22 protein-coding genes and 1 riboswitch are annotated in these 19,030 nt (G+C 36.5%); of the genes, 20 read left to right on the forward strand and 2 right to left on the reverse strand.

Going from position 1 to position 19,030, the window contains the following annotated elements; all coding sequences use genetic code 11:
• Nucleotides 1-402: 402 nt before the first annotated feature.
• Together WFJ73_RS22290 and WFJ73_RS22295 are read left to right on the forward strand one after the other, a co-directional pair.
• On the forward strand, nt 403-1,137 hold the full coding sequence (locus WFJ73_RS22290; protein ID WP_336775157.1) for a hypothetical protein: 735 nt from the start codon (nt 403-405) through the stop codon (nt 1,135-1,137).
• A gap of 151 nt (nt 1,138-1,288) precedes the next feature.
• Nucleotides 1,289-3,685, forward strand: a complete 2,397-nt coding sequence (locus WFJ73_RS22295) for a type IV secretory system conjugative DNA transfer family protein (protein ID WP_336775158.1) — start codon at nt 1,289-1,291, stop codon at nt 3,683-3,685.
• Nucleotides 3,686-3,701: 16 nt separating this feature from the next.
• Here WFJ73_RS22295 and WFJ73_RS22300 read toward each other — a convergent pair whose 3' ends face one another.
• On the reverse strand, nt 3,702-4,019 hold the full coding sequence (locus tag WFJ73_RS22300) for a hypothetical protein (protein WP_336775159.1): 318 nt from the start codon (nt 4,017-4,019) through the stop codon (nt 3,702-3,704).
• A 117-nt stretch (nt 4,020-4,136) separates the two neighbouring features.
• On the reverse strand, nt 4,137-4,751 hold the full coding sequence (locus WFJ73_RS22305; RefSeq protein ID WP_336775160.1) for a helix-turn-helix domain-containing protein: 615 nt from the start codon (nt 4,749-4,751) through the stop codon (nt 4,137-4,139).
• A 32-nt stretch (nt 4,752-4,783) separates the two neighbouring features.
• A riboswitch (cyclic di-GMP riboswitch) is annotated at nt 4,784-4,873 on the reverse strand.
• A gap of 304 nt (nt 4,874-5,177) precedes the next feature.
• Between WFJ73_RS22305 and WFJ73_RS22310 the strand changes: the two genes are divergently transcribed.
• From WFJ73_RS22310 to WFJ73_RS22395, 18 genes are all read left to right on the forward strand, one after another.
• The gene (locus tag WFJ73_RS22310; protein ID WP_336775161.1) at nt 5,178-5,411 is read left to right on the forward strand and encodes a hypothetical protein; all 234 of its coding nucleotides are present in this window, start codon (nt 5,178-5,180) and stop codon (nt 5,409-5,411) included.
• A 119-nt stretch (nt 5,412-5,530) separates the two neighbouring features.
• Nucleotides 5,531-6,160, forward strand: coding sequence for a hypothetical protein (locus tag WFJ73_RS22315; protein ID WP_336775162.1), 630 nt, complete (start codon nt 5,531-5,533; stop codon nt 6,158-6,160).
• 85 nt (nt 6,161-6,245) lie between these two features.
• Nucleotides 6,246-6,728, forward strand: coding sequence for a hypothetical protein (locus WFJ73_RS22320; protein ID WP_336775163.1), 483 nt, complete (start codon nt 6,246-6,248; stop codon nt 6,726-6,728).
• Complete coding sequence (locus tag WFJ73_RS22325; RefSeq protein ID WP_336775164.1) at nt 6,725-7,573, forward strand: S1 RNA-binding domain-containing protein; 849 nt, start codon at nt 6,725-6,727, stop codon at nt 7,571-7,573. Before WFJ73_RS22320 ends, WFJ73_RS22325 begins: the two co-directional genes overlap by 4 nt.
• A 21-nt stretch (nt 7,574-7,594) precedes the next feature.
• Nucleotides 7,595-8,506 carry a replication-relaxation family protein gene (locus tag WFJ73_RS22330; protein ID WP_336775165.1) on the forward strand — a complete coding sequence of 304 codons (912 nt, stop codon included), beginning with the start codon at nt 7,595-7,597 and terminating at the stop codon, nt 8,504-8,506.
• Nucleotides 8,507-8,549: 43 nt separating this feature from the next.
• Complete coding sequence (locus WFJ73_RS22335; protein WP_336775419.1) at nt 8,550-9,071, forward strand: hypothetical protein; 522 nt, start codon at nt 8,550-8,552, stop codon at nt 9,069-9,071.
• A gap of 58 nt (nt 9,072-9,129) precedes the next feature.
• Nucleotides 9,130-10,794, forward strand: coding sequence for a hypothetical protein (locus WFJ73_RS22340; RefSeq protein WP_336775166.1), 1,665 nt, complete (start codon nt 9,130-9,132; stop codon nt 10,792-10,794).
• A gap of 20 nt (nt 10,795-10,814) precedes the next feature.
• The gene (locus WFJ73_RS22345) at nt 10,815-11,678 is read left to right on the forward strand and encodes an SAF domain-containing protein (RefSeq protein WP_336775167.1); all 864 of its coding nucleotides are present in this window, start codon (nt 10,815-10,817) and stop codon (nt 11,676-11,678) included.
• Complete coding sequence (locus tag WFJ73_RS22350; protein WP_336775168.1) at nt 11,675-12,925, forward strand: AAA family ATPase; 1,251 nt, start codon at nt 11,675-11,677, stop codon at nt 12,923-12,925. The genes WFJ73_RS22345 and WFJ73_RS22350 overlap by 4 nt, the downstream gene beginning before the upstream one ends.
• Nucleotides 12,926-12,939: 14 nt before the next feature.
• Nucleotides 12,940-14,331: an ATPase, T2SS/T4P/T4SS family gene (locus WFJ73_RS22355; protein ID WP_336775169.1), complete on the forward strand. Its 1,392-nt coding sequence runs from the start codon at nt 12,940-12,942 to the stop codon at nt 14,329-14,331.
• Nucleotides 14,332-15,258 carry a type II secretion system F family protein gene (locus tag WFJ73_RS22360; RefSeq protein ID WP_336775170.1) on the forward strand — a complete coding sequence of 309 codons (927 nt, stop codon included), beginning with the start codon at nt 14,332-14,334 and terminating at the stop codon, nt 15,256-15,258. It abuts the gene before it with no gap.
• Nucleotides 15,259-15,274: 16 nt separating this feature from the next.
• Nucleotides 15,275-16,159 carry a hypothetical protein gene (locus tag WFJ73_RS22365; protein WP_336775171.1) on the forward strand — a complete coding sequence of 295 codons (885 nt, stop codon included), beginning with the start codon at nt 15,275-15,277 and terminating at the stop codon, nt 16,157-16,159.
• 140 nt (nt 16,160-16,299) lie between these two features.
• Nucleotides 16,300-16,452 carry a hypothetical protein gene (locus WFJ73_RS22370; RefSeq protein ID WP_336775172.1) on the forward strand — a complete coding sequence of 51 codons (153 nt, stop codon included), beginning with the start codon at nt 16,300-16,302 and terminating at the stop codon, nt 16,450-16,452.
• A gap of 12 nt (nt 16,453-16,464) precedes the next feature.
• On the forward strand, nt 16,465-16,653 hold the full coding sequence (locus WFJ73_RS22375; RefSeq protein ID WP_336775173.1) for a hypothetical protein: 189 nt from the start codon (nt 16,465-16,467) through the stop codon (nt 16,651-16,653).
• 41 nt (nt 16,654-16,694) lie between these two features.
• Nucleotides 16,695-16,880: a hypothetical protein gene (locus WFJ73_RS22380; protein ID WP_336775174.1), complete on the forward strand. Its 186-nt coding sequence runs from the start codon at nt 16,695-16,697 to the stop codon at nt 16,878-16,880.
• A gap of 244 nt (nt 16,881-17,124) precedes the next feature.
• On the forward strand, nt 17,125-17,595 hold the full coding sequence (locus tag WFJ73_RS22385) for a hypothetical protein (protein ID WP_336775175.1): 471 nt from the start codon (nt 17,125-17,127) through the stop codon (nt 17,593-17,595).
• On the forward strand, nt 17,579-18,220 hold the full coding sequence (locus tag WFJ73_RS22390) for a hypothetical protein (protein WP_336775176.1): 642 nt from the start codon (nt 17,579-17,581) through the stop codon (nt 18,218-18,220). Before WFJ73_RS22385 ends, WFJ73_RS22390 begins: the two co-directional genes overlap by 17 nt.
• Nucleotides 18,221-18,323: 103 nt before the next feature.
• Nucleotides 18,324-19,022, forward strand: a complete 699-nt coding sequence (locus WFJ73_RS22395; protein ID WP_336775177.1) for an HD-GYP domain-containing protein — start codon at nt 18,324-18,326, stop codon at nt 19,020-19,022.
• Nucleotides 19,023-19,030: the final 8 nt, after the last annotated feature.

A 19,030-nucleotide genomic window follows, 5' to 3' on the forward strand; every position in this document is an offset into this window, starting at 1 on the left:
ATCTTCTAGGAGGTTGTCAAAAGATAGATTATTACAAAATAGGAGATTATCAATAAAGTTAAAGCAATTAGCAATAGATAGACTTCTAAAATCTGATAGCTAGTTAGTAAATGGAAAGCAATTAGCAATAGATAGCTTTCTGATATGTAGGAGGCTATTAATAGATAGGTTATTGAAATGTGATAATATATCGATAAGTAATTATAATCTATTAATAGATAGCCTATTGGTGGGCGACAGGTTATTATTAGACTGGTACTGAGAGCCTACGATTTATCGAGAGATGACATAGAAATCGTCTATTGTGATATAATAGGAGTATATTAATAGCATACTAATAGCTGGGATCCTATTGAAAATAAGTGAAGTGAATATAATTCTAATAAAAGAGGAAGTGATGGCATGTCAGAAATGGATTTCCAAAAATGGGATGGCTTTTTAACGATAGGTTCCGTACGGGAAAAATTGATGGATGAGGGAATCACAATCCCAACACCGACAATAAGAAATTGGGTGAATGAACTTCAAGAGTTGAAGGTGCATACCATTCCACGTAATGCACGTCAGGAACGGGTGTTTTCCAAAAATGATATTGAGATCATTAAGTTTATATATCAGGCGAAAAAACGATTTGGCAATCCCAACATGGACGGAATTGCTGCAATGATTCAAGAGAAATTTGCAGGGAGTCTTAATTACGATCCCTCTGAAGAAAGTGGGGAAGAGGGAGTATCTTTTGCGTTAATGGAACAAAGATTAAAGGAATCGATAAGAACAGAAGTAGAACAACTATATGGACTTAGAGAAGAGGTAAAAAAAGAACTTGCTGATCTGACCAATTTTAAAAGAAACATGGAAGGAAATTATGAAAAACAAGTTCAACTTCTAATGCCTAACCCGGAAGAAGAGAAAAAAGCTAGGGCAGTAGAAACACGTACGGCTATATTAAATGAACGAAGTGCAGAACGAAGGGTTAGACAGAGGTTGCAGCAGCAAGCAGAAGATCTTTGGAAACAGAATCCTCAGAAAAAAGGAATAATTTTTAAAAGCGAGGATATGGCTGCCAAAATAATGTTTGTCCAGGCATATATAGATGAACGCTTGGAAGACGAAATGAAGAAAGAATACGAATCATAATTTGCTAAAGAGTAACAGCTTCTTAATTTGGAAGCTGTTATTTTTATTTAGGAACAATGGTCAAACAACCTGGAGAGGTAGACTTCAAAGCATATATGTATATATACTAATTAATATATATACAATTGTCAGTTGAGGAGATGATAATTAATTGAAGTATGTAGGTATGATATTAGGCGGAATACTATCTGGAATGGGGCATATGATCGCCTTTGTATTTAAAAATATTTATATTGCTATCAGAAGATTTACAATGGATCCGGCAAATAAAAATGTTCTTTGGAACTTACAAGCCTTTTCATTACTCTGTATATGTATCCTTTTATTCTTATGGTTGGTGGGGAGGTACCAAGATGTCATCTATGGAGTAGAGGATCCAATTTTCTTTAGAGCTATTCCATTACTTCTTCCGTGTTTTTTAGGTCATATGATTTATTCTAGCCCGGCAATGTTCAAGAATACATATTCAAAACCAATAATTCAAACATTTCTAAATGCTTTAAGCACCTTGGCCTTAGGCCAAATCCTCATGCGATATATTCCAATTATTATTGGACTTAACTTAGCATTTCTCATGCTAATAGCTGTTGTCGCATTAACGTTATATACAACTTTACATTTAAGAATGGGTAAGACGATTTTTCATCAGCTCTCCAGGGTTGTTGAAGAGGCGGAATTGCAAGAAAAGGGGGGAGGCCAAAGAGTTGGGGAATTTGACTCTGAAGAATTATCTAATGCATCCACAAAGCTTGATATTGATACTAAAGGATCCTTATCCCACTTGCGATATTACTCAGAAAAATGTGAGATTGAACTTTTTTATACAGTACCAACTAAAGAAAAACAAAGTGAATTAAAAGTTCTTAATCGAACAGATCGTGCGCAGCACGGTCAATTCATCGGAGGTACTGGCGCCGGCAAAACCCTTTTTGCAACGAACGTAATAAGTCAGGATTTATTAAATGACTATATAGGGTCTACAATTATTGAACCAAAGGGTTCATTAATTAATCGTTTATCCAACTTTATGGACAGAACTGGAAGGCCTTATCGCAGGTTAGATCCAGAGTATGAATTTACAGATTGCTTAAATCCACTTTATGTTCCTGATAACGAAGATATAGAGCCAATGATTGAAGCAAATGTTTCTGCATTTCATGGATACTTAGGACCAGATGCTGTACATTTTTTCAAAAGCAGAGCAACAAATCTACTTCGTGAAGGAATTAAGGCTTTGAAACTCGCATTTCAAAATAACTGTACTTATAATGATTTGAATCGATTAATACAACCGATTAACGATGAGTATCGTGTTGAAGTTCTATCTGTATTAAGAGAACAAGGACACGAAAGTCAGGTGTCTTTGTTAATGGAATACACAAGAAACATTGCAGGTACACAAAAACAGCAGGAACATACAATGCAGACATATTCAAATATTTATGATTATTTGACAGAACTTACATCGAACAAACATATCCAAAAAATCTTTTGCGGTCCTTCGACTTTTAATATTGATGATGTATTACGTAATGGTGAAGTCGTTCTTGTTAATGGTGCATATGGTACACTACAGACACTTACTTATACAGTAGGACGATTGTATATAAACTTAATGAGAGCAAGTACTTTCCGCCGTAATTTGAAAGAAAAAGTACGACCACATCAATTAACTGTTGATGAAATTGAAATGTTCGCGGATGAGGAATTCTCTACTTTCCTTGAGATGGCTCGAGAATTTGAAGTATTCGTAAACGTTATTCATCAAGGCAATGTGCAGCTAGATGAAGTGAGTGAAAGACTTGGAACCATGGTAAAACAAAATGCTGTACAGAAATTCATTTTAGCCGGCTTAGATGTTGACGATGCTCAATATTATGCCGATATGATCGGAGAAGATTATCAGATAGGGCAGAGCACGGGCACCGATGAAATGTCTACAACAGGATTTAAGACTCAAATTAAAGAAGAGAAACGATATAGAGTCCTTCCAAAAGAGATACTTAGTCTAAAAGGATATAATCCTGAGACAGGAGATTATGGAGAATGTTTATTCAGGGGAGTACATAATAACGTACGTCAAGACCCAGTAATTGGTATGATATTGCCGTTACCACGGAGACTTTTTGCTCCTCTAAAAGAAGAAAAAGTTTTGGAAACAGAAACTACTTACGATGAAGATTTAGAAACACCGATTATTATTAAAAATGAGAGTAAAGAAGATAATAAAAACGAACTACTCTCAAAAATTAAACAAAAAGCAATTGAAGATAGATTAAATATTAATAACCAAAACGAAAAACTTTTAGTAAAAAAAGAAGAAAGAATAGAAAAAAATGAATCTGAAAATGATCAACAAGAAACTATACTTCGTAGTTCTATATGGGATCAGCCGGCAGATTTAGAAGTTAAGGATCCAATAGAAGATGAGAATCAAGTATTTTTAAGGCCGGCTTCAGTTGATTCAACTGTACTTCAATTGGCAAATAGAATAAGAAACGAAGCACAGGAAACGCGAGAAAAGAAAAGGACTGGTGAGGCGGAATAATTCCGCCCCCAGTCCTTTATTCTTCTTCTTTTAAGCTCATAAATATCTCTCGGAAATCCTCATAGGCTTGTTCTCCTAAAGGAGTAATGCCATATAACTTTTGTCTTCCTGACTGTGTGTATTTCACTAATCCAAGAGCTTCAAGCCAAAGAATTGCATAATTTAGTTCACCACGTCGTACTCTACTATTGATAGATAGATCTTCTTTATTCCAATCTCTTGTAGAAAGTGTTTGCATTATAAGTTTAGGTGCATTTGGCAACTTTTCAATCATTGATTTTAAGTAAGGTTTTAATTGTGCACTATTGAGATCAAAATCATTCGGAGACTTCATTTTAGCAATCTCGCCTTTCCTTTATTCTTATATATATACTATCATATTAGTTTGTATATTTACATATACGGATATTTACAATTAAAGAGAAATGTCAGTTTTTCTCTTTAGATAAAACTAAACTTCAGCGTAGTCGTTCGAATGAATGAATACCAAATTATTAGATGTTAATTTCTTATTTAAAGAATCCTTGAGTAAGTAGTAATGACTCTCAGGTATTTTTAATGATTTATTATAACCAAATTGTATTTTCATGGTTGTATCGTCAAAATCTTTTATAGAATTTTTATTAATAAAGAGACCGCTTTTCACACGTGAAAATTCATAAGTTAACAACAGTTCTTCAAGTTGTAAGTAATCAAATAAGCTTCTTGTTTCTTGAACTACAGAATCAATAAAGTGATAATTTATGATGCTTTGACAATCAACTTGGACATAAAGACAATTCATAAGTTCAACATTTACAGCAACATGCTGTATGTTTTCAATTCTAGTCAAGGGTAAATGTCCGGCTCTTACCATTAATTCATTGAATGACACTCCATAAGCTGCTGAGAACTTTTGTAATGTTTTTGGTCCTGGGATAATAATGGATCCTTTGTTTCGATTAGAACCTAGTTCAACATCACGAATATAGCCATGACTTAATCCACTGATATTGCCTGCTTCTCTTAGACTATAATTACGTGCCAGTCGAAGTTCCTTTAAATACTGACCAAATTCAGAATTCATAAATAAAAGCTCCTCATGGGGAAATGCAGCGTTTGGATAACCCGGCTATCTTAACACACATAATTGCTTTAGACCCGTGGTTTTGCGTCCTGAACTTTCGTAACAGTTTGCCTTTTCTGCAAACATCCGCTTGAGTACATACTTAGTTATGTATACTTATAATATCATGTTTGGTATTTCAATAGGTAATATTTCCTTATTATTAAAGATTTATTGAAAAGTTAAACCCATGATTTGTAGTTGAATGCTTAGATTGGAGAATTTTAAAGAAAATCGTTGACCTTACCAGATATTTCATAGTAATATTTTACTGTACTATTAATAGTACATTAGAACTCTGATATGCGTTACCATACTACTGAGGTAGGATTATTATCATACTTCTGGCATAGATTGGGCGTCAACTACGAAAGGGGAAGAAGAAAATTGAAAGCAGCACAACGTTCAAAAGCAATCCTTCACTTATTAATCGAGGGGGATAGTGTCGAGAACAACTATTCCGCCTACATTCCCGAGTTACGCCTTGGCGCGATTGGAGATACCTTGGAGGAAGTTAAAGAAAATGCACTAGCGTTAGCTCAAATGGAAACTGAACGCCTTCGTAAAAATTTGGAGGCAAATAATTACCTTAAAATCGAGAAAATTGAAATCGAACTATAGATCAAAGGGAGAAAAAGGGAACTTTTTCTCCCTTTTTTATTTCCCATAAAACCACTCGAAATTTTGAAAAAGTTACTATCGGCTTTATAATAATAATAAGATTGAAAGGAGGAGTAATTATGTACCTGTTCTTTGATCCAGCTGTACTTCCAGTAACCACAACGGATATTGATGGTAATGTTCTTTATATACGTACAAATGGTTTGGTTCACTACTGTTATCCTGATCTTATTGTAAGTGGGGAGTGTGGTGAAACTGGGGAACAGCTACTCCTTGATATTTTAGAACGCATTTTCAAACTGGACTTTAATATCAACAGTCAGTGGAATTACAACGGAAGACTATTTAAGCTGCAATTAGATGAAGACGGTCTCGCGCATATTGAATTTATACAACATACAAAAGAAGCTAAACTGATTACTATCTTAAATCCGATAACAGGAGAACCTGCTAAACACTTTTCAAAGGGATTGTCTGATCTTTTTGGACATCCAGAAGTAGAAGTCTTAGGGGATGTTGTAAATGGACGTGAGATTTTGGCCTATGTCATTGATCAAGTTCGAGAAGGCTGGATATACGATCAAGACACTATGATCACCTATGAAGGGCATGAGTACTATATTCGAAATAGTATGGATCGTCTTGGTTCACCACTCTTTGAAATTCAATGTAAGCAAAAAGACATGTCGTTAAGTGTACCTGTCGAAAAGACGCATAGAAAGAAAAGCTATTTAAAACGTGTAAAATAGCCCTTCTTTTTTGCTCAACACTATGATATATATATACATATATATTAGTTAATATATATATAAGAATCCAAGGAAGGAGTTAGCAATGGGAAATGATTCAGACATTATCAAAGAATTAGATTTCATCCTTACCCATCCAAAGTGTAGTGTTGAAAAAATTGAGACATTTTATAATCAGAGCTTATACGTATACAATTCCGTTCCAATACTCGAGATAATCTTACATATGCAAAAGACACAACCGGTATTGTTATTAGAGTGGTCAAAAAGGAATAATACAGTACGTTCTTTACTAGATAGTCTTGATTTGAACGGAGATAGTATTTCTTCAAATCGTATAACTATAGAAATTGATTTAAAAAAAGTCACAGCAGCTGAGAGTGGAATATATAGGCTGTCTTGGGAAACTGATAAATCGGAGACAGTTATAAATTATCACTTCAAAAGAAAATGGATTGAAGTTATGGACGTTACAGAAGGTGCGGTAGAATTGATCGGCTTGCGTTTGATTGATGGAACAGAAACCTGCTATAACCTGTATGTAAAAAAAGGGAGGAAAACCAAATGAATGAAGCTTTAGTATCTAATCCAATACAAGAATATAAGTTATCTTTACGTCGTAAATCAATACACCAAGGTACAGTTATTGGTGTAGAAAACCATGCTCCCTTTGGCCAAAAAATGCAAGTTGCCGTTATTGCTTTAAATAATGGGTTAAGGGGACTTATTTTTGAATCTCAATTTGATAAACAAAAATATAGATCACTCGTTGGTTTTATCGACCACAAAATCGATTTCATGGTTCTTGATGTAAGCAAATTAGGTACATATGGGGAAGATGTTAAAGTATTTGACGAAGAAAAAGGCATTGTACTTTTATCAAGAGTTCAAGCGCTTGAAGAGCTGCAAGAAGAGTTCTGGGAGACTGCTGATGTTGATCACATTGTTACTGGAAGCGTATCTGGTTTTGAGGATCAGCGTATTTACGTCCGTATTAAAGGCGTTATCTGTGTTCTTCCAATTCAAGATTACGAATACGATTGGACAGTGTCGGGACGTGGTCTCATTCCACTTGGTACAGAATTAACCGTGAAAATTACTCATATCGATCGTGCTAGAAAGCATGTTCGTGTTTCTCGGAAGGAATTGTTAGAGGATCCTTGGAATCGTGTCCCGGATCATTATGGAGTAGCGAATTTTTATCCTGGTACCATTACGAGAGTTGTAGATAACATAGGTGTATTTGTGAAACTCGCTCCTGGCGTTGATGCACTAGCATGGTTCCCTGCTGAGAATAAGATCCCAAAGGATAATATATTAGTAGGAAAAACATGCTCCGTCCGTATTAAAAACGTAAGCGTTCAAAAAAGACGTATTAGTTGTAAAATTGTGGACTTCCCTCATGAACTATAAGATAGGAGTAGATAATCAAGTATGGACAATCTCATATCTCCACTGATTAAAGCTCAACATACAGTCGTTGAGGAAAAGTCACTTATGGATGATCCATACGCTTATGTGACTCAGCTCGATAAATTGACACGTCATGAATTTGGTTATATCGCACAAAAAATAGAGCATGGTTGGATAACACAAAGAGACATCGAAATTGTAAAATTTGTTTTTGTACACCGCTGGATGACTTTGTCTCAAATTGAAAAGTTATTTTTCCAAGATAGTAATCGCAAAGAAACAACCAGGAAAAGAGTTCAACGATTACTCAAATACGGTTTGCTTCGTAAGATACAATGGTCAAGTTATTCAAGGCCCGAGCAAAATAAACCGAGCTTCTATGAATTAGGAGCTAGTGGTGCAGATATACTCAAATACCAATTTGGAATGCAGCTAGGTCATCGAGACCCGAGAAATCCCAAACCGGCTAGTATGCTTTACCGAATGAAATACATTGCAACTAATGAATTGTATTGTCAATTGAAAAGCAATTTTGACATGGTTCATTTTGAATTTCATCCCACTCTGACTTCTAAGGATAAACAAGAACAACAGGTACCAATGGCTAAATACTCGCTTAAAACTCCAAATGGAAGAAATCAGTTATTTTATCTAATTTGTCATCGTGAGGATGAAAAATGGATAAAAACGATTCGGTACCAAGCTAGTTTCTTTAAAAGTTTAATAACCACACAGGAAACAGGAGCCGTATTAGTATGTTTGGTTTCGTCCGATGAGAAGGCGCTACTGGCAAGTAAAATAATGGAGCAAGAAGGAGCCTCTCAGTTTACATGGTACGTGATGGATACTGATTTATACAACGATTCCAAGCCATTGCGACAATCATTCTTTACTTATAAGAACGGGAAAAAATTATACTATGATCTACAATAAGACGCCTCGTACATAAAGAGCGGAGGAATATGCGTTTGTGATAATGTACACAATGAGAATTCAGTTATTAACTGATAGTTCACAGTTTCAACAATTAGTTGACGTCATGCTACGGTTTAATGAGATCTGTAATTTCATAAGCCAGATAGGAATTGAGACAAAAACTCAGCGGAATAAAATGAAACTATCGAAGGAATGTTATGCAAAAGTGAGGGAAAGTTATAATCCACCTGCTCAAATGATCGTTCGAGCAGTGGGGAAAGTAGTGGAGGCCTATAAATCAGGTTCAAAATCTTTTCTGTCATTTGGAGAACATACTTCGGTAGTTTACGATACACGTCTTTTAACTTTCAAATGGATGCAGATGGTTTCCATTGCAACCTTTGAAGGGAGAATAGATATCCCCATTCAGATTACAGGGTATCGAAAAGGAGCATATGACCGGCGTGTTATAGGACTAGCCGATCTCATATTAGAAAATGAGGTGTTTTATTTGCTCTTACCTGTAGAACTGCCTGAAAGCGCAAATATCAACTCTATCGAGTTCACGGAAATTGCAATATAGATATATGTATATTAATTAATATGTATATATATATCCATTTTATAAGATTTGGGGTGAAATGATGAAAAGGCTGTTCTTAATATGCGACGATAAGGATTTCGTTGAGTGGATTGATGCAGAAATATCCACTGAAACAGGACGTTTTATTCGCACCTTAGATTCATTGGATTTCTTCATACCACAATGGAGAGCTGCAGGTGGAGCTGATTATATTATCATGCCTGAGACAGTTGTTCATTCGGATCAAGACTTATTGAAGGCGTATAAGGCAGCGAAAGAGGAGTATCCTGAGACAACTTTATTGCTTATCTATTATCGAGAGTCGGATGAACTCATCAAGAAACTTGAGGAAGAGGGGAATATTTGTCTCAGTTACAACGATCTAGATACAGGTGTATTAGACGAACTTATACGTACCAAAAAGAACTTGTCAATACGTCCAGCGTTTGATGAAGTTCATATACAAAATTCACAAGTTGAGCAGCCAATTAAAGCAGCTGAAATACAGCGGATAGTTGATCAATCAGTAGTAATAGCGGCAGAGGATAATTTGGAGGTTACCGATAGTCCTAAAAAGGATGAGTCTACATCATCAGTCACTGTATCAGAAACAGATAAACTAATCCCAATCGAATGGTGTAATTCTGAAGAAGACATTAGTAAAGGGGAACATCAAAAGGCATTAACAATAGACATCGACTCTAACAAACAAAGTATTCCAATTGATACTCCAAACTATGAGGATTCTGTACCGAAAAATAAGGAAATAAAAGAACAACAGATATTAAAGAAGAGTAGAACTACTGCATCTGAACAGCAGGAAAAACTAGCACGAATTAAAGAACGAATCATTATTGAAAAGAAAATTGTCAAAGTACATGTACCGATTCATTTTAATTCTAAGCTGGTATCTGTTGTTAGCCTTTATCCTCGTGCAGGAGCAACTTTTGTAACATCTAACTTTGCTCGAATGCTTGGGGAAAATAAAATACCCGTAGCAGTTTTAGAACCAGTTTTTGGGGATCGAGGGTCAACATATTATGACCTTATGCATGGTGAGAAGAATGCACCAAAAGATTGGGTGTCATGGGCCGACCAAATAAAACGGTATGGAACGGTTAAACAGGAGAAGTCCTGGAGCAGTTCAGGAGTAACTTGGATAACTTCAAGTATAGAACCAATTGATAACTGGACCGAGGAACAGAACATGATGCTTTTACTTGCGGCCAATCGCTTTCCAATTACACTCTGCGATATTTCTTCCAGGCATGGTGATCCGCATTGTAAAAAAATAATTAATATGTCAGATGAAATTTGGGTTGTAGCCGACGGAGATCCCCTTCAATTAAGTTTTCATTACCGGACAATCGATCAACTAAAGCAAATATATGAGGGCAAGACTATACGTGTGATCGGAAATCGATGGAATAAGCATATTAATAATTCTGAGTGGAAGGAAGCAGTTCTACTACCAGTCCTATCATTTGTTCCTGAACTTGGAACGGTAGTTATAAAGCATTTGTGGAACGGGAAGATGGCATGGGACGATGCCAAACTGAAAAACAACCTAGCTAGTTCTTTCAAAACAATGGCCAGGTTAGTTATAGCGAAAGAAATGTATCAGATCATTAGAAAACAGTATGGCATCGGCGCCAAACTTAAAGCGATTTTTAAACAGATAAAGTCACTTGAAGATGAAAAAGCAACTAGAGACCACAAGTAGGAGTGAAAGGTGAGAAAACGATGAAAAAATGGAGTCCAATTATCATCGGGCTTATCTTAATAGTTGGCAGCTGTGTCTTTTTTGTTAAGTTCATGAAAAGTTACCAGCTAGATGTCACGATGATGAAGACAATAAGGCCTGTTCATATGATTCAGGCAGGTGAGCTGATAACTTCAGATATGTTGGAAGAAGTATCTATACCAACGGTGCAGCATATGCCAAATGCAATCATAGATATGAATCAAATTGTTGGGAAGCGTGCGATTGTACCAATTGGGGAAATGGAAGAGGTTCTTTCTTGGAAAATTGGTGAGAATACTCTTTATCCTGCTGCAGATGAAACATATATCGGTTTTAAAGTTGATTTCGTAACTGCTGTAAATAACATGGTTCGTCGTGGAGATAAGATAGACGTTTGGGTCGAATATACGGAACCTAAGCTATACGATGCAAGTGGTAGTGAAATAGATTCTGAACAAGTAGCATCGGGAGACTCAGTTGTAATAGCAAAGAAAGTATATAACGATAAATTGATTTCAGGTTTAACAGTTGCGTACATAAAAGATCAAGAAGGTAAAGAAATTGAAGACACTTCAACAGTGAATAACAGTTTCTCATTACCATTAAGCGCTGATCAACGTGATGTAAAGAATATAGAGCGATATCGACAAGAGACGCTGGCACAACCGGCTTACATTACATTCATTATGAATGATGATCAATATTCTAAATTTGCTGAGGGGCAAAAAGAGGGCGCAATAAAATTAGCGTTGCCTAATTTTATCCAACCGGTCGGAACTATTGTTCCTACGAATTCTCATCAAGATCAAAGTAATCAACCTCAAAATCAATCCGTTCAACAGGAAGGAGGAGAAGCGCAGTGAAAATACTTGTAGCATTATCTAACCTGCAATTAGCTGAAGAAATTGGAGAAATCATTCCAACTACAATAGATTGTGCCTTTGCGTACAATGAGTCGGAATATTCCAAAACAATTGGGAAAATCGGTCATTCTCTTGATTATTTGATAATTCATGAAGAGATATTTGGTGAAAGGTACCCATGGGAATGGCTTAGCATGATTCGATCATCCGTGCCAATGTCAACAAAAATCATTGTTTTTACCGGTTCACAAACAGACTCACTGTATCGTGAAATAATGAACCGGGTATGTCTCGACCTTAATATTGTTCTTGTACAGGGAGCATTAAGCAGAAGAGATATTACTAATGAAATAATGATTCGTGTTTTTGGTCATAGTGAGACCAGTCTGAAGACAGAGTCAGGGCGTTTAGTTACGTTCATGTCTGCAGCAACAAAGGATGGATCAACGACAATAGCTATATCATCTGCAATATGTATGGCTCAACGATTACCGGAAAAAAGAATCTTACTCTTGGATTTGAACTTGAAGAGTCCCGAAATTAGAGACCACTTAAACATTACGAGCAATAAGGGTTATAACCTTATTCAAGCGGACTGCGATGCCGGAACTCTTGAACAAGGCATACTAGAAAAAGCTTGTGATCAAATAAAGGGAATAAACAACTTATTTATTTTAACAGGTCTTCAACGTCGAGAATGGGCCGAGAAGATTTCTGTAGAAGAAATCGAACACTTGCTTTTAGTTGCTCGTAAACATTTTGACTATGTGATTGCGGATGTTCATACATATCCGGATCAGGCGGCTACGGTTAAATGTATAAAAGAAGCGAACGAACGTATCATCGTTGTGCAATCTGTTATTACTAGTTATCAATCTTCGTGGAACGATTGGTATAACAGTGTATGGCAGCACTATGGTCTTACTGAGACTCAATTTAGCCTCGTTCTGAATCGAGATACTAAGACTACGATGGAAGGTTTTCAAATAGAGAAATCAATAGGAACGAAAATCATTACTCGCATTCATAATGTTGATAAAGGTGCTGGGATTAAGGCAATTAATTATGGCCAACCGTTATATCTTAACGAAAGTGTAGATGCAGCGGATTTCCAGGCAGACATTTTAGCCTTATGTAACTGGCTAGCTAAAAAATCAAATTTAGAATTAGCCGCTCTGGAAAGCGATAGAAAATCCTCTCTACACAGCAACGGGAGATTTAATATTCGTCGGTTTCTTCGAATATAAGGGGAGGAAGAATAATGCAAACAGTAAAAATACGTAAGAAGAGAAGAAACTTTAGCATTATTGAACATTTACAATCAGAGAAAAATGAACAAAAAGTTCAGACTATAAAAGGTTATTCAAATCAAACGATTGGAGAAGTCGTTCGAATTGTACAAGAGAAGTTAAAATCGCCAGATGGAACAGCAGAAGAGCAAGAAGAACATAAAGAAATGATCCACCATGCGGGTCTTGGGAATCCAGTTGCCCAAGAAAAGGTAAAAGCAATTATTAAGCAAATCATAAACGAAAAAATGTTATTTGCTACAAATGGACAGCTGCAAGAAAAAATGAGCTTATCAGATACAGTTTTTGCCTTAACTGTTGGCGCCGGTTACATTGAAGATTTGTATAAAGCAAAGGATGTAGAAGAAGTACAAGTTAATGACACCAGAATATATGTGATGAAAGATGGAGTGGCGGTAAAACATCAACGTATGTTTGACTCAAGAGAAGATGTCATCCGACTCCAAGAAAGATTAGCCTTATATGGACGTGCGCGTATCAATGAACAGAGTCCTATCTGTCACACGTATATGTTCAATAAATCACGCCTTACAATGACGCAAGCTCCTTTCTCAGCGTTCCCTACTATTGTAATTAGGAACTTTATTCTTAAAGACCCTAGCTTGTCTACCTTAGTGGAAAAAGAAACATTGAGTGAAGAAATGATGCTATTCCTTCAACTAATAGTCCGTTATCATGCTTCAATTATTGTTGCAGGTGGAACAGTTACGGGGAAAACTACAACACTCTATGCCTTAACAAAAGAAATACCAGAGCCTGAGCGTATACTAACACTGGAAACTGAGTTTGAAATGAGTTTGGATGAGCGAATTCCAAATGGAAATATAGTACCTTTTCAATCAGTACCAGAATTAGGGATCACAATGGCGAAGGGTTTTATCACGTTATTACGTGAAAGTCCTACTCGCATAGTCATTGGAGAAGCACGTGGTGCAGAAGCTGCACAAGGAGTGCAAGCTGCTCTACGTGGTCATGATACCATGATGTGTATACATTCCAAATATCGAAGCATGATTATCTCCGATCTTATGGATATGGTAAAGCAAGATGGAGGAAATCACGATGATAATGATCTACGACTTCGAATAGGACGTGCATTCAATATCATCATCTTTCAGCGTTTTGTGAAAGTCAATGAATATAAAAATAGGCGTGTCATGACTGAAATAACCGAAGTTGTACCACATCCTAATGGGCATATTGAAATGAGACCAATTTTCTTATGGGATTCAAAGAGCAATGAGTGGAGAAGAACCGGAAATAAGCTTAGTGAAGAGTTTATGGAACACTTGATGTCTCACGGAGCTGATCCAGCAGAATTCTCGAAAATGGGAGTTTATTAAATGAACATAATAGAGGTTGGGTTCCTCATTGTATTTGCGATAGGCGTTCTGCTTATAGTTGGCCCTTTCTTAGAAAAATTATCTGTTTGGGTTTCTGTATTTCGGAGAAATCGTTTCTATGAGAAGAGAAAGCTAAAAGGCAGGGTAAATACTAAATCAAAAATAGGGTTACAGTCGCATCCTATTTATTTAAAAATAGAGGAAAAACTAAGCGTTGCAGAAATCAAAATATCCCTTAGCACGCTGCTTCTGTTTTGTGGGTTGATTGCAGTTATCATATTTCTCGTGTGTTATCGTGTGATGCCGGCTCCTTTTTACAATGCACTAGTCGGAGCCATTATTGGAACAACACCTTTGTTGTGGGCTTGGTCGAGGTATCAAAAAAAAAATTTGGCGATGTCCTCAGTCATGATTCCGACTATTCAGAATTTCATAGGTTATTTTTCAGAGTCAGAAAACTTACACAGTTCCATCTACGAAGCTTCTCGTACTGTCCCTCTTGAGATTATGAGCGAATGGAACAAACTGATTATGGATCTACAAACAGGAGAGCCACCTGATGAATCTCTGATTCAGTTCGCTGATCGAGTCGGTAACGATTGGGCACATTATTTCGCAGATATTCTCATAACTCATTTGGAGACGGGCGTGGATATAACTTCTTCCTTATTCAAATTGATAAGCGAGATGCAGAATGCTGTATATAACGAGGAAAATCGCATAAAACTGCTTCACATTTATAAATGGGGAACAATACTCATGGTTGGTTTATCCGTGTTCGTTGTATATTTCAATATCAAAATGGATCCGAATAATCGATATTACTATTTCATAGACCCATCTGGCATAAGAATCGTTTCACTATGCGTCTTAATTTTATTCCTATCTTTTGTTGGCGCTATGCAAATGGGAAGAAAAAAATTGTAAGGAGGTGTTCGCGATCATGAGTATGGATTGGACAATGTGGTTGATAGTGATGGTTTTCGCTATTGGTGCGATTTCTACAATCATGCCTTTAACCAAATTGGTCAAATTTCGAAATAGAATTAGATTGCCATCGGGACGTAATAAACGCCGGCAGAGTATGCAAGATTACATAGAGTCTTCAATTAAAAGAGAGAACACCAAAAGAGCCAATTACAAGTTAATTCGTAGATTGAAGGCAGCAGGGAATCCATATGGTATCCAAATCTTTCATTTTCGGCTCATTCAGATATCGGCACCACTAACATGTGGCCTATTGTTTTTCATCCTTTATACCATTAAAAACCTGTTGGCAGGCTTTCCATTACCATTTCCGATCTTTCAATTTTTAGGAGTAGTTGTTACAGCTTACTTAGCTCCTGGTTTCATCCTAATTTATTACGTTAAGAGACGAAGGGACATTCTAACAGCAGAAATTGTTAAATTTTCACATCGACTAGTTGTATGTATTACGGAAAGCATTCCAATATATTATGCAATTAGAAGGGCTGGAAGGACATCTAAGGTCATTAAGCCGTTTGTGGATGAACTTTTAATTAATTGGATGAATGATCCAAGAAACGCCATTATTCATTTTGGGGATCAGATAGGGATTACAGAGGTATTGCCTTTAACAAATACTTTACTTGCTAGCTGGAATGCCTCCGATGATAAAATCATTGTCCTATTTGATCAACAAATACGAAATATCGACAACATGAGAGATTTTCAAGAAAAAAAGAAAATTGAAGGTAGCCCGCTTCGTGTAACTTTCATTATATTAATACCATTTCTAGCATCAGCGGTCTTAGTTATGCTGCCATGGTATAGAAGCTTCATAGAAATGATGAAAGGCTCATTCTAGGAAAGGGGAAGGCAACGAAAGAGGCTTAAACTAATCTTGGGAGGTGGTGATAATCCTGTTTGGATTAGACTTAGCTTCACATAAAAATCCAATGGGATTGATTTGTTCTCGTTTTCATTGAGAGGAGTAGAACGCGTACCATGGAGAAACTACCGTTAATCATTATCGTCTGCATCATCGTGGCGGGTATCGCATTTTGGGTGTTTAATAATCCTAATGGGATAGGTAAAGGCATAGATAATGGTGGAATTAACCTTAAGCACACAATTGAAGATGCAACATCACGCGATTGAGAGGAGAAAACAATGGAAAAGTTACCGTTAATTATTATCATCTGCATTATCGGCGCAGGCATTGGATTCTGGATTTTTAATAATCCGAGTGGAGTCAACGCAGGCCTTAACTCTGGGGCAACAAAGATCAATGCTAAAGCGGGTACATTTGATTATTCCGGCAGCGTAGCACCAGGATCAGCAACACAAGTAATGCCATAACCATCCGGAAAAATAATAAAAACATTTAAAGGAGTTATGAAATGGAGAAGTTACCGTTAATCATTATTATCTGTATTATTGGCGCAGGCATTGGTTTTTGGATTTTTAATAATCCGAGTGGAATAAATAATGGTCTAAATTCGGGAGCAACAAAAATTAATACAAAAGCAGGTACTTTCAATTATTCTGGAAGTACTGCGCCAGGAACAGGGCAAACAATGCCGTAATAACATCATTCCGTTAAGAGGTCATCAATGGAAAAGTTACCACTAATAATTATTGTTTCTATCATTTGCATTGGCATTTTTTCATGGGTCTTTCTATCGGATGACGGTGTAAACAACACAATAATCGAAGGATACGATAACTTAAAATCGGATGTGCGATCGTATGGGTACAAACCAGGACCGTGATTATGATTAAAAGGGGGCAAGGCCCCCTTTTGTATGTTGTCTGAAAGGAGTGAAAAAGATGTGGAAAAGGTTGAGATATTTAAAACAACCGCTTAACAATGAAAAAGGGATTACCGATTTAATCATTCTCTTAATCGTATTACCGACTTTTTTAGCATGTACTTTTATGGTTATCCTCTACGCTTCTTATTTGAACCGACAAAGCAAGATTGATGACATTAAAGATCGAGCACTTCAAATGATGCAAACGGAAGGTTACCTCTCACAAGCAATCATTACAGATACCGAGACAAAGCTTACACAATTAGGATATCCTATTGTGAACAAGAACGGAAAGACGTATCCTTCATTTGAAGGCAGCACAATGACTAAAGTTCTTAAAGATGATGTTGACCCGACCGTAAAACTTGTGATTCAGTATCCTGCAACTGATCTTAATAGAGTCATGGCTTTTTTACATGTAGTTCCAGAAGAAGAGAAGGGATACTTCTACCTAGAAGGAGAAGGAAGAAGTGAAAAGTATGAATAAAAGACTCATTAAATTTTTAGGGAATGAACGTGGCGGAATTGCTATTATGCTGATGAGTTTGATTCTCTTAATATGCTGCATTTTATTCTTAGTCATCGTGTTGGACTATCTTAATCTTTCAAAGACTCAAAATAAGTTAAAGAATGATTTGAATCGAGCCGTCCATGCTGCATCACTCTCAATAGATGAAATACAATTATCCAAAGGTTATTTTAAATTAGACACCTCTACGCCCGGATTGAGCGCTCAAGATATGTTTTATCACTATCTACAAGTCAATATGGGGCTAAATGCTGCAAATAAAGCAATAGAAGGAAGCATACTACAGGAAGGCTCTTCTGTAGTCATAAATGAGTTAGTTTATGCTGACTGGGAATCAAATACGATTGTAAATTTGAACGTTAAACCAACCTCTTGCACTATAAGTACGACATACCATGTATCTTGCTCCGTAACATTAAACGCTGGAACAGACAAAGAAATTCAGCGAACCATTGACCAGACAATTGTCGGTCCTTCCGTGCTAGCAATTATTAGCACAAGCCATAAAGGAATCGGACGCCTAATAGACGACGAACCACTACTAATTCCGGCTGTTCAAGAAGTGTATTTTTTAAAAAGATAATTCAAATGCTAGGAGAAATTATCCAGATCATTTATAATATATGTATATTAATATATATACAAGTATTCTTCATGCTGAATGCAGCGAAGAACAGGAATTCGAAATGCTAGATGTAGTGAAAGTAGGGGGATTTAGATACCTAAGAACAAATATTCTAACAGAAAGGAAGGGGAAGATACTGATTCAGAAGCAGATGGAAAGCAGCCAAGATATCGATGAATTTTTGTCATTATGGAGACAAGCAGAAAAGAGCTCTGAGACGTTAAAGGTTATTCAGGCATTGTTTTATTGTTTGCAGGTGAGAGATCCCTTAACCGCGGAGCACTCGGCTAATATGGCTCGTTATGCCACTCAACTAGCAAGCCACTTTGATCGAGAAAATGTACTTTTGTATTTTGCTGGATCCTTGACACATGATATCGGGAAATTGGGTATATCTGATCGCATTCTTAAGGGGGATTCTAATCTTAGCAACGAAGAACGAAAATCCTTAAGTGTACATGTTACTGCAGGTGTTTATATTCTACAAGCAATGGGATTACCAAAACTGATTGTTGATATAGCTGAGTATCATCACGAACGTTACAACGGATCGGGATATGCAAAGGGATTAGTTGGTAATCAGATTCCGTTAGCCGGTAGAATAGCAGCCATAGCAGATACGTTTTCCGCGTTAACATCAAATAGGCCGTATGCACCAGCGTTAAGCAGAGACAAAGCAATTGAGATTATGGAAAGAGATAAGAAGCTTTATGATCCCAAAATACTTTCCTATTTTTTGGCAATGAAAAAGAAAAAGTAGAAATATTA

It is taken from the genome of Paenibacillus sp. MMO-58 (genome assembly GCF_037146255.1).
In the GTDB taxonomy this organism is placed as follows: Bacteria; Bacillota; Bacilli; order Paenibacillales; family Paenibacillaceae; genus Pristimantibacillus.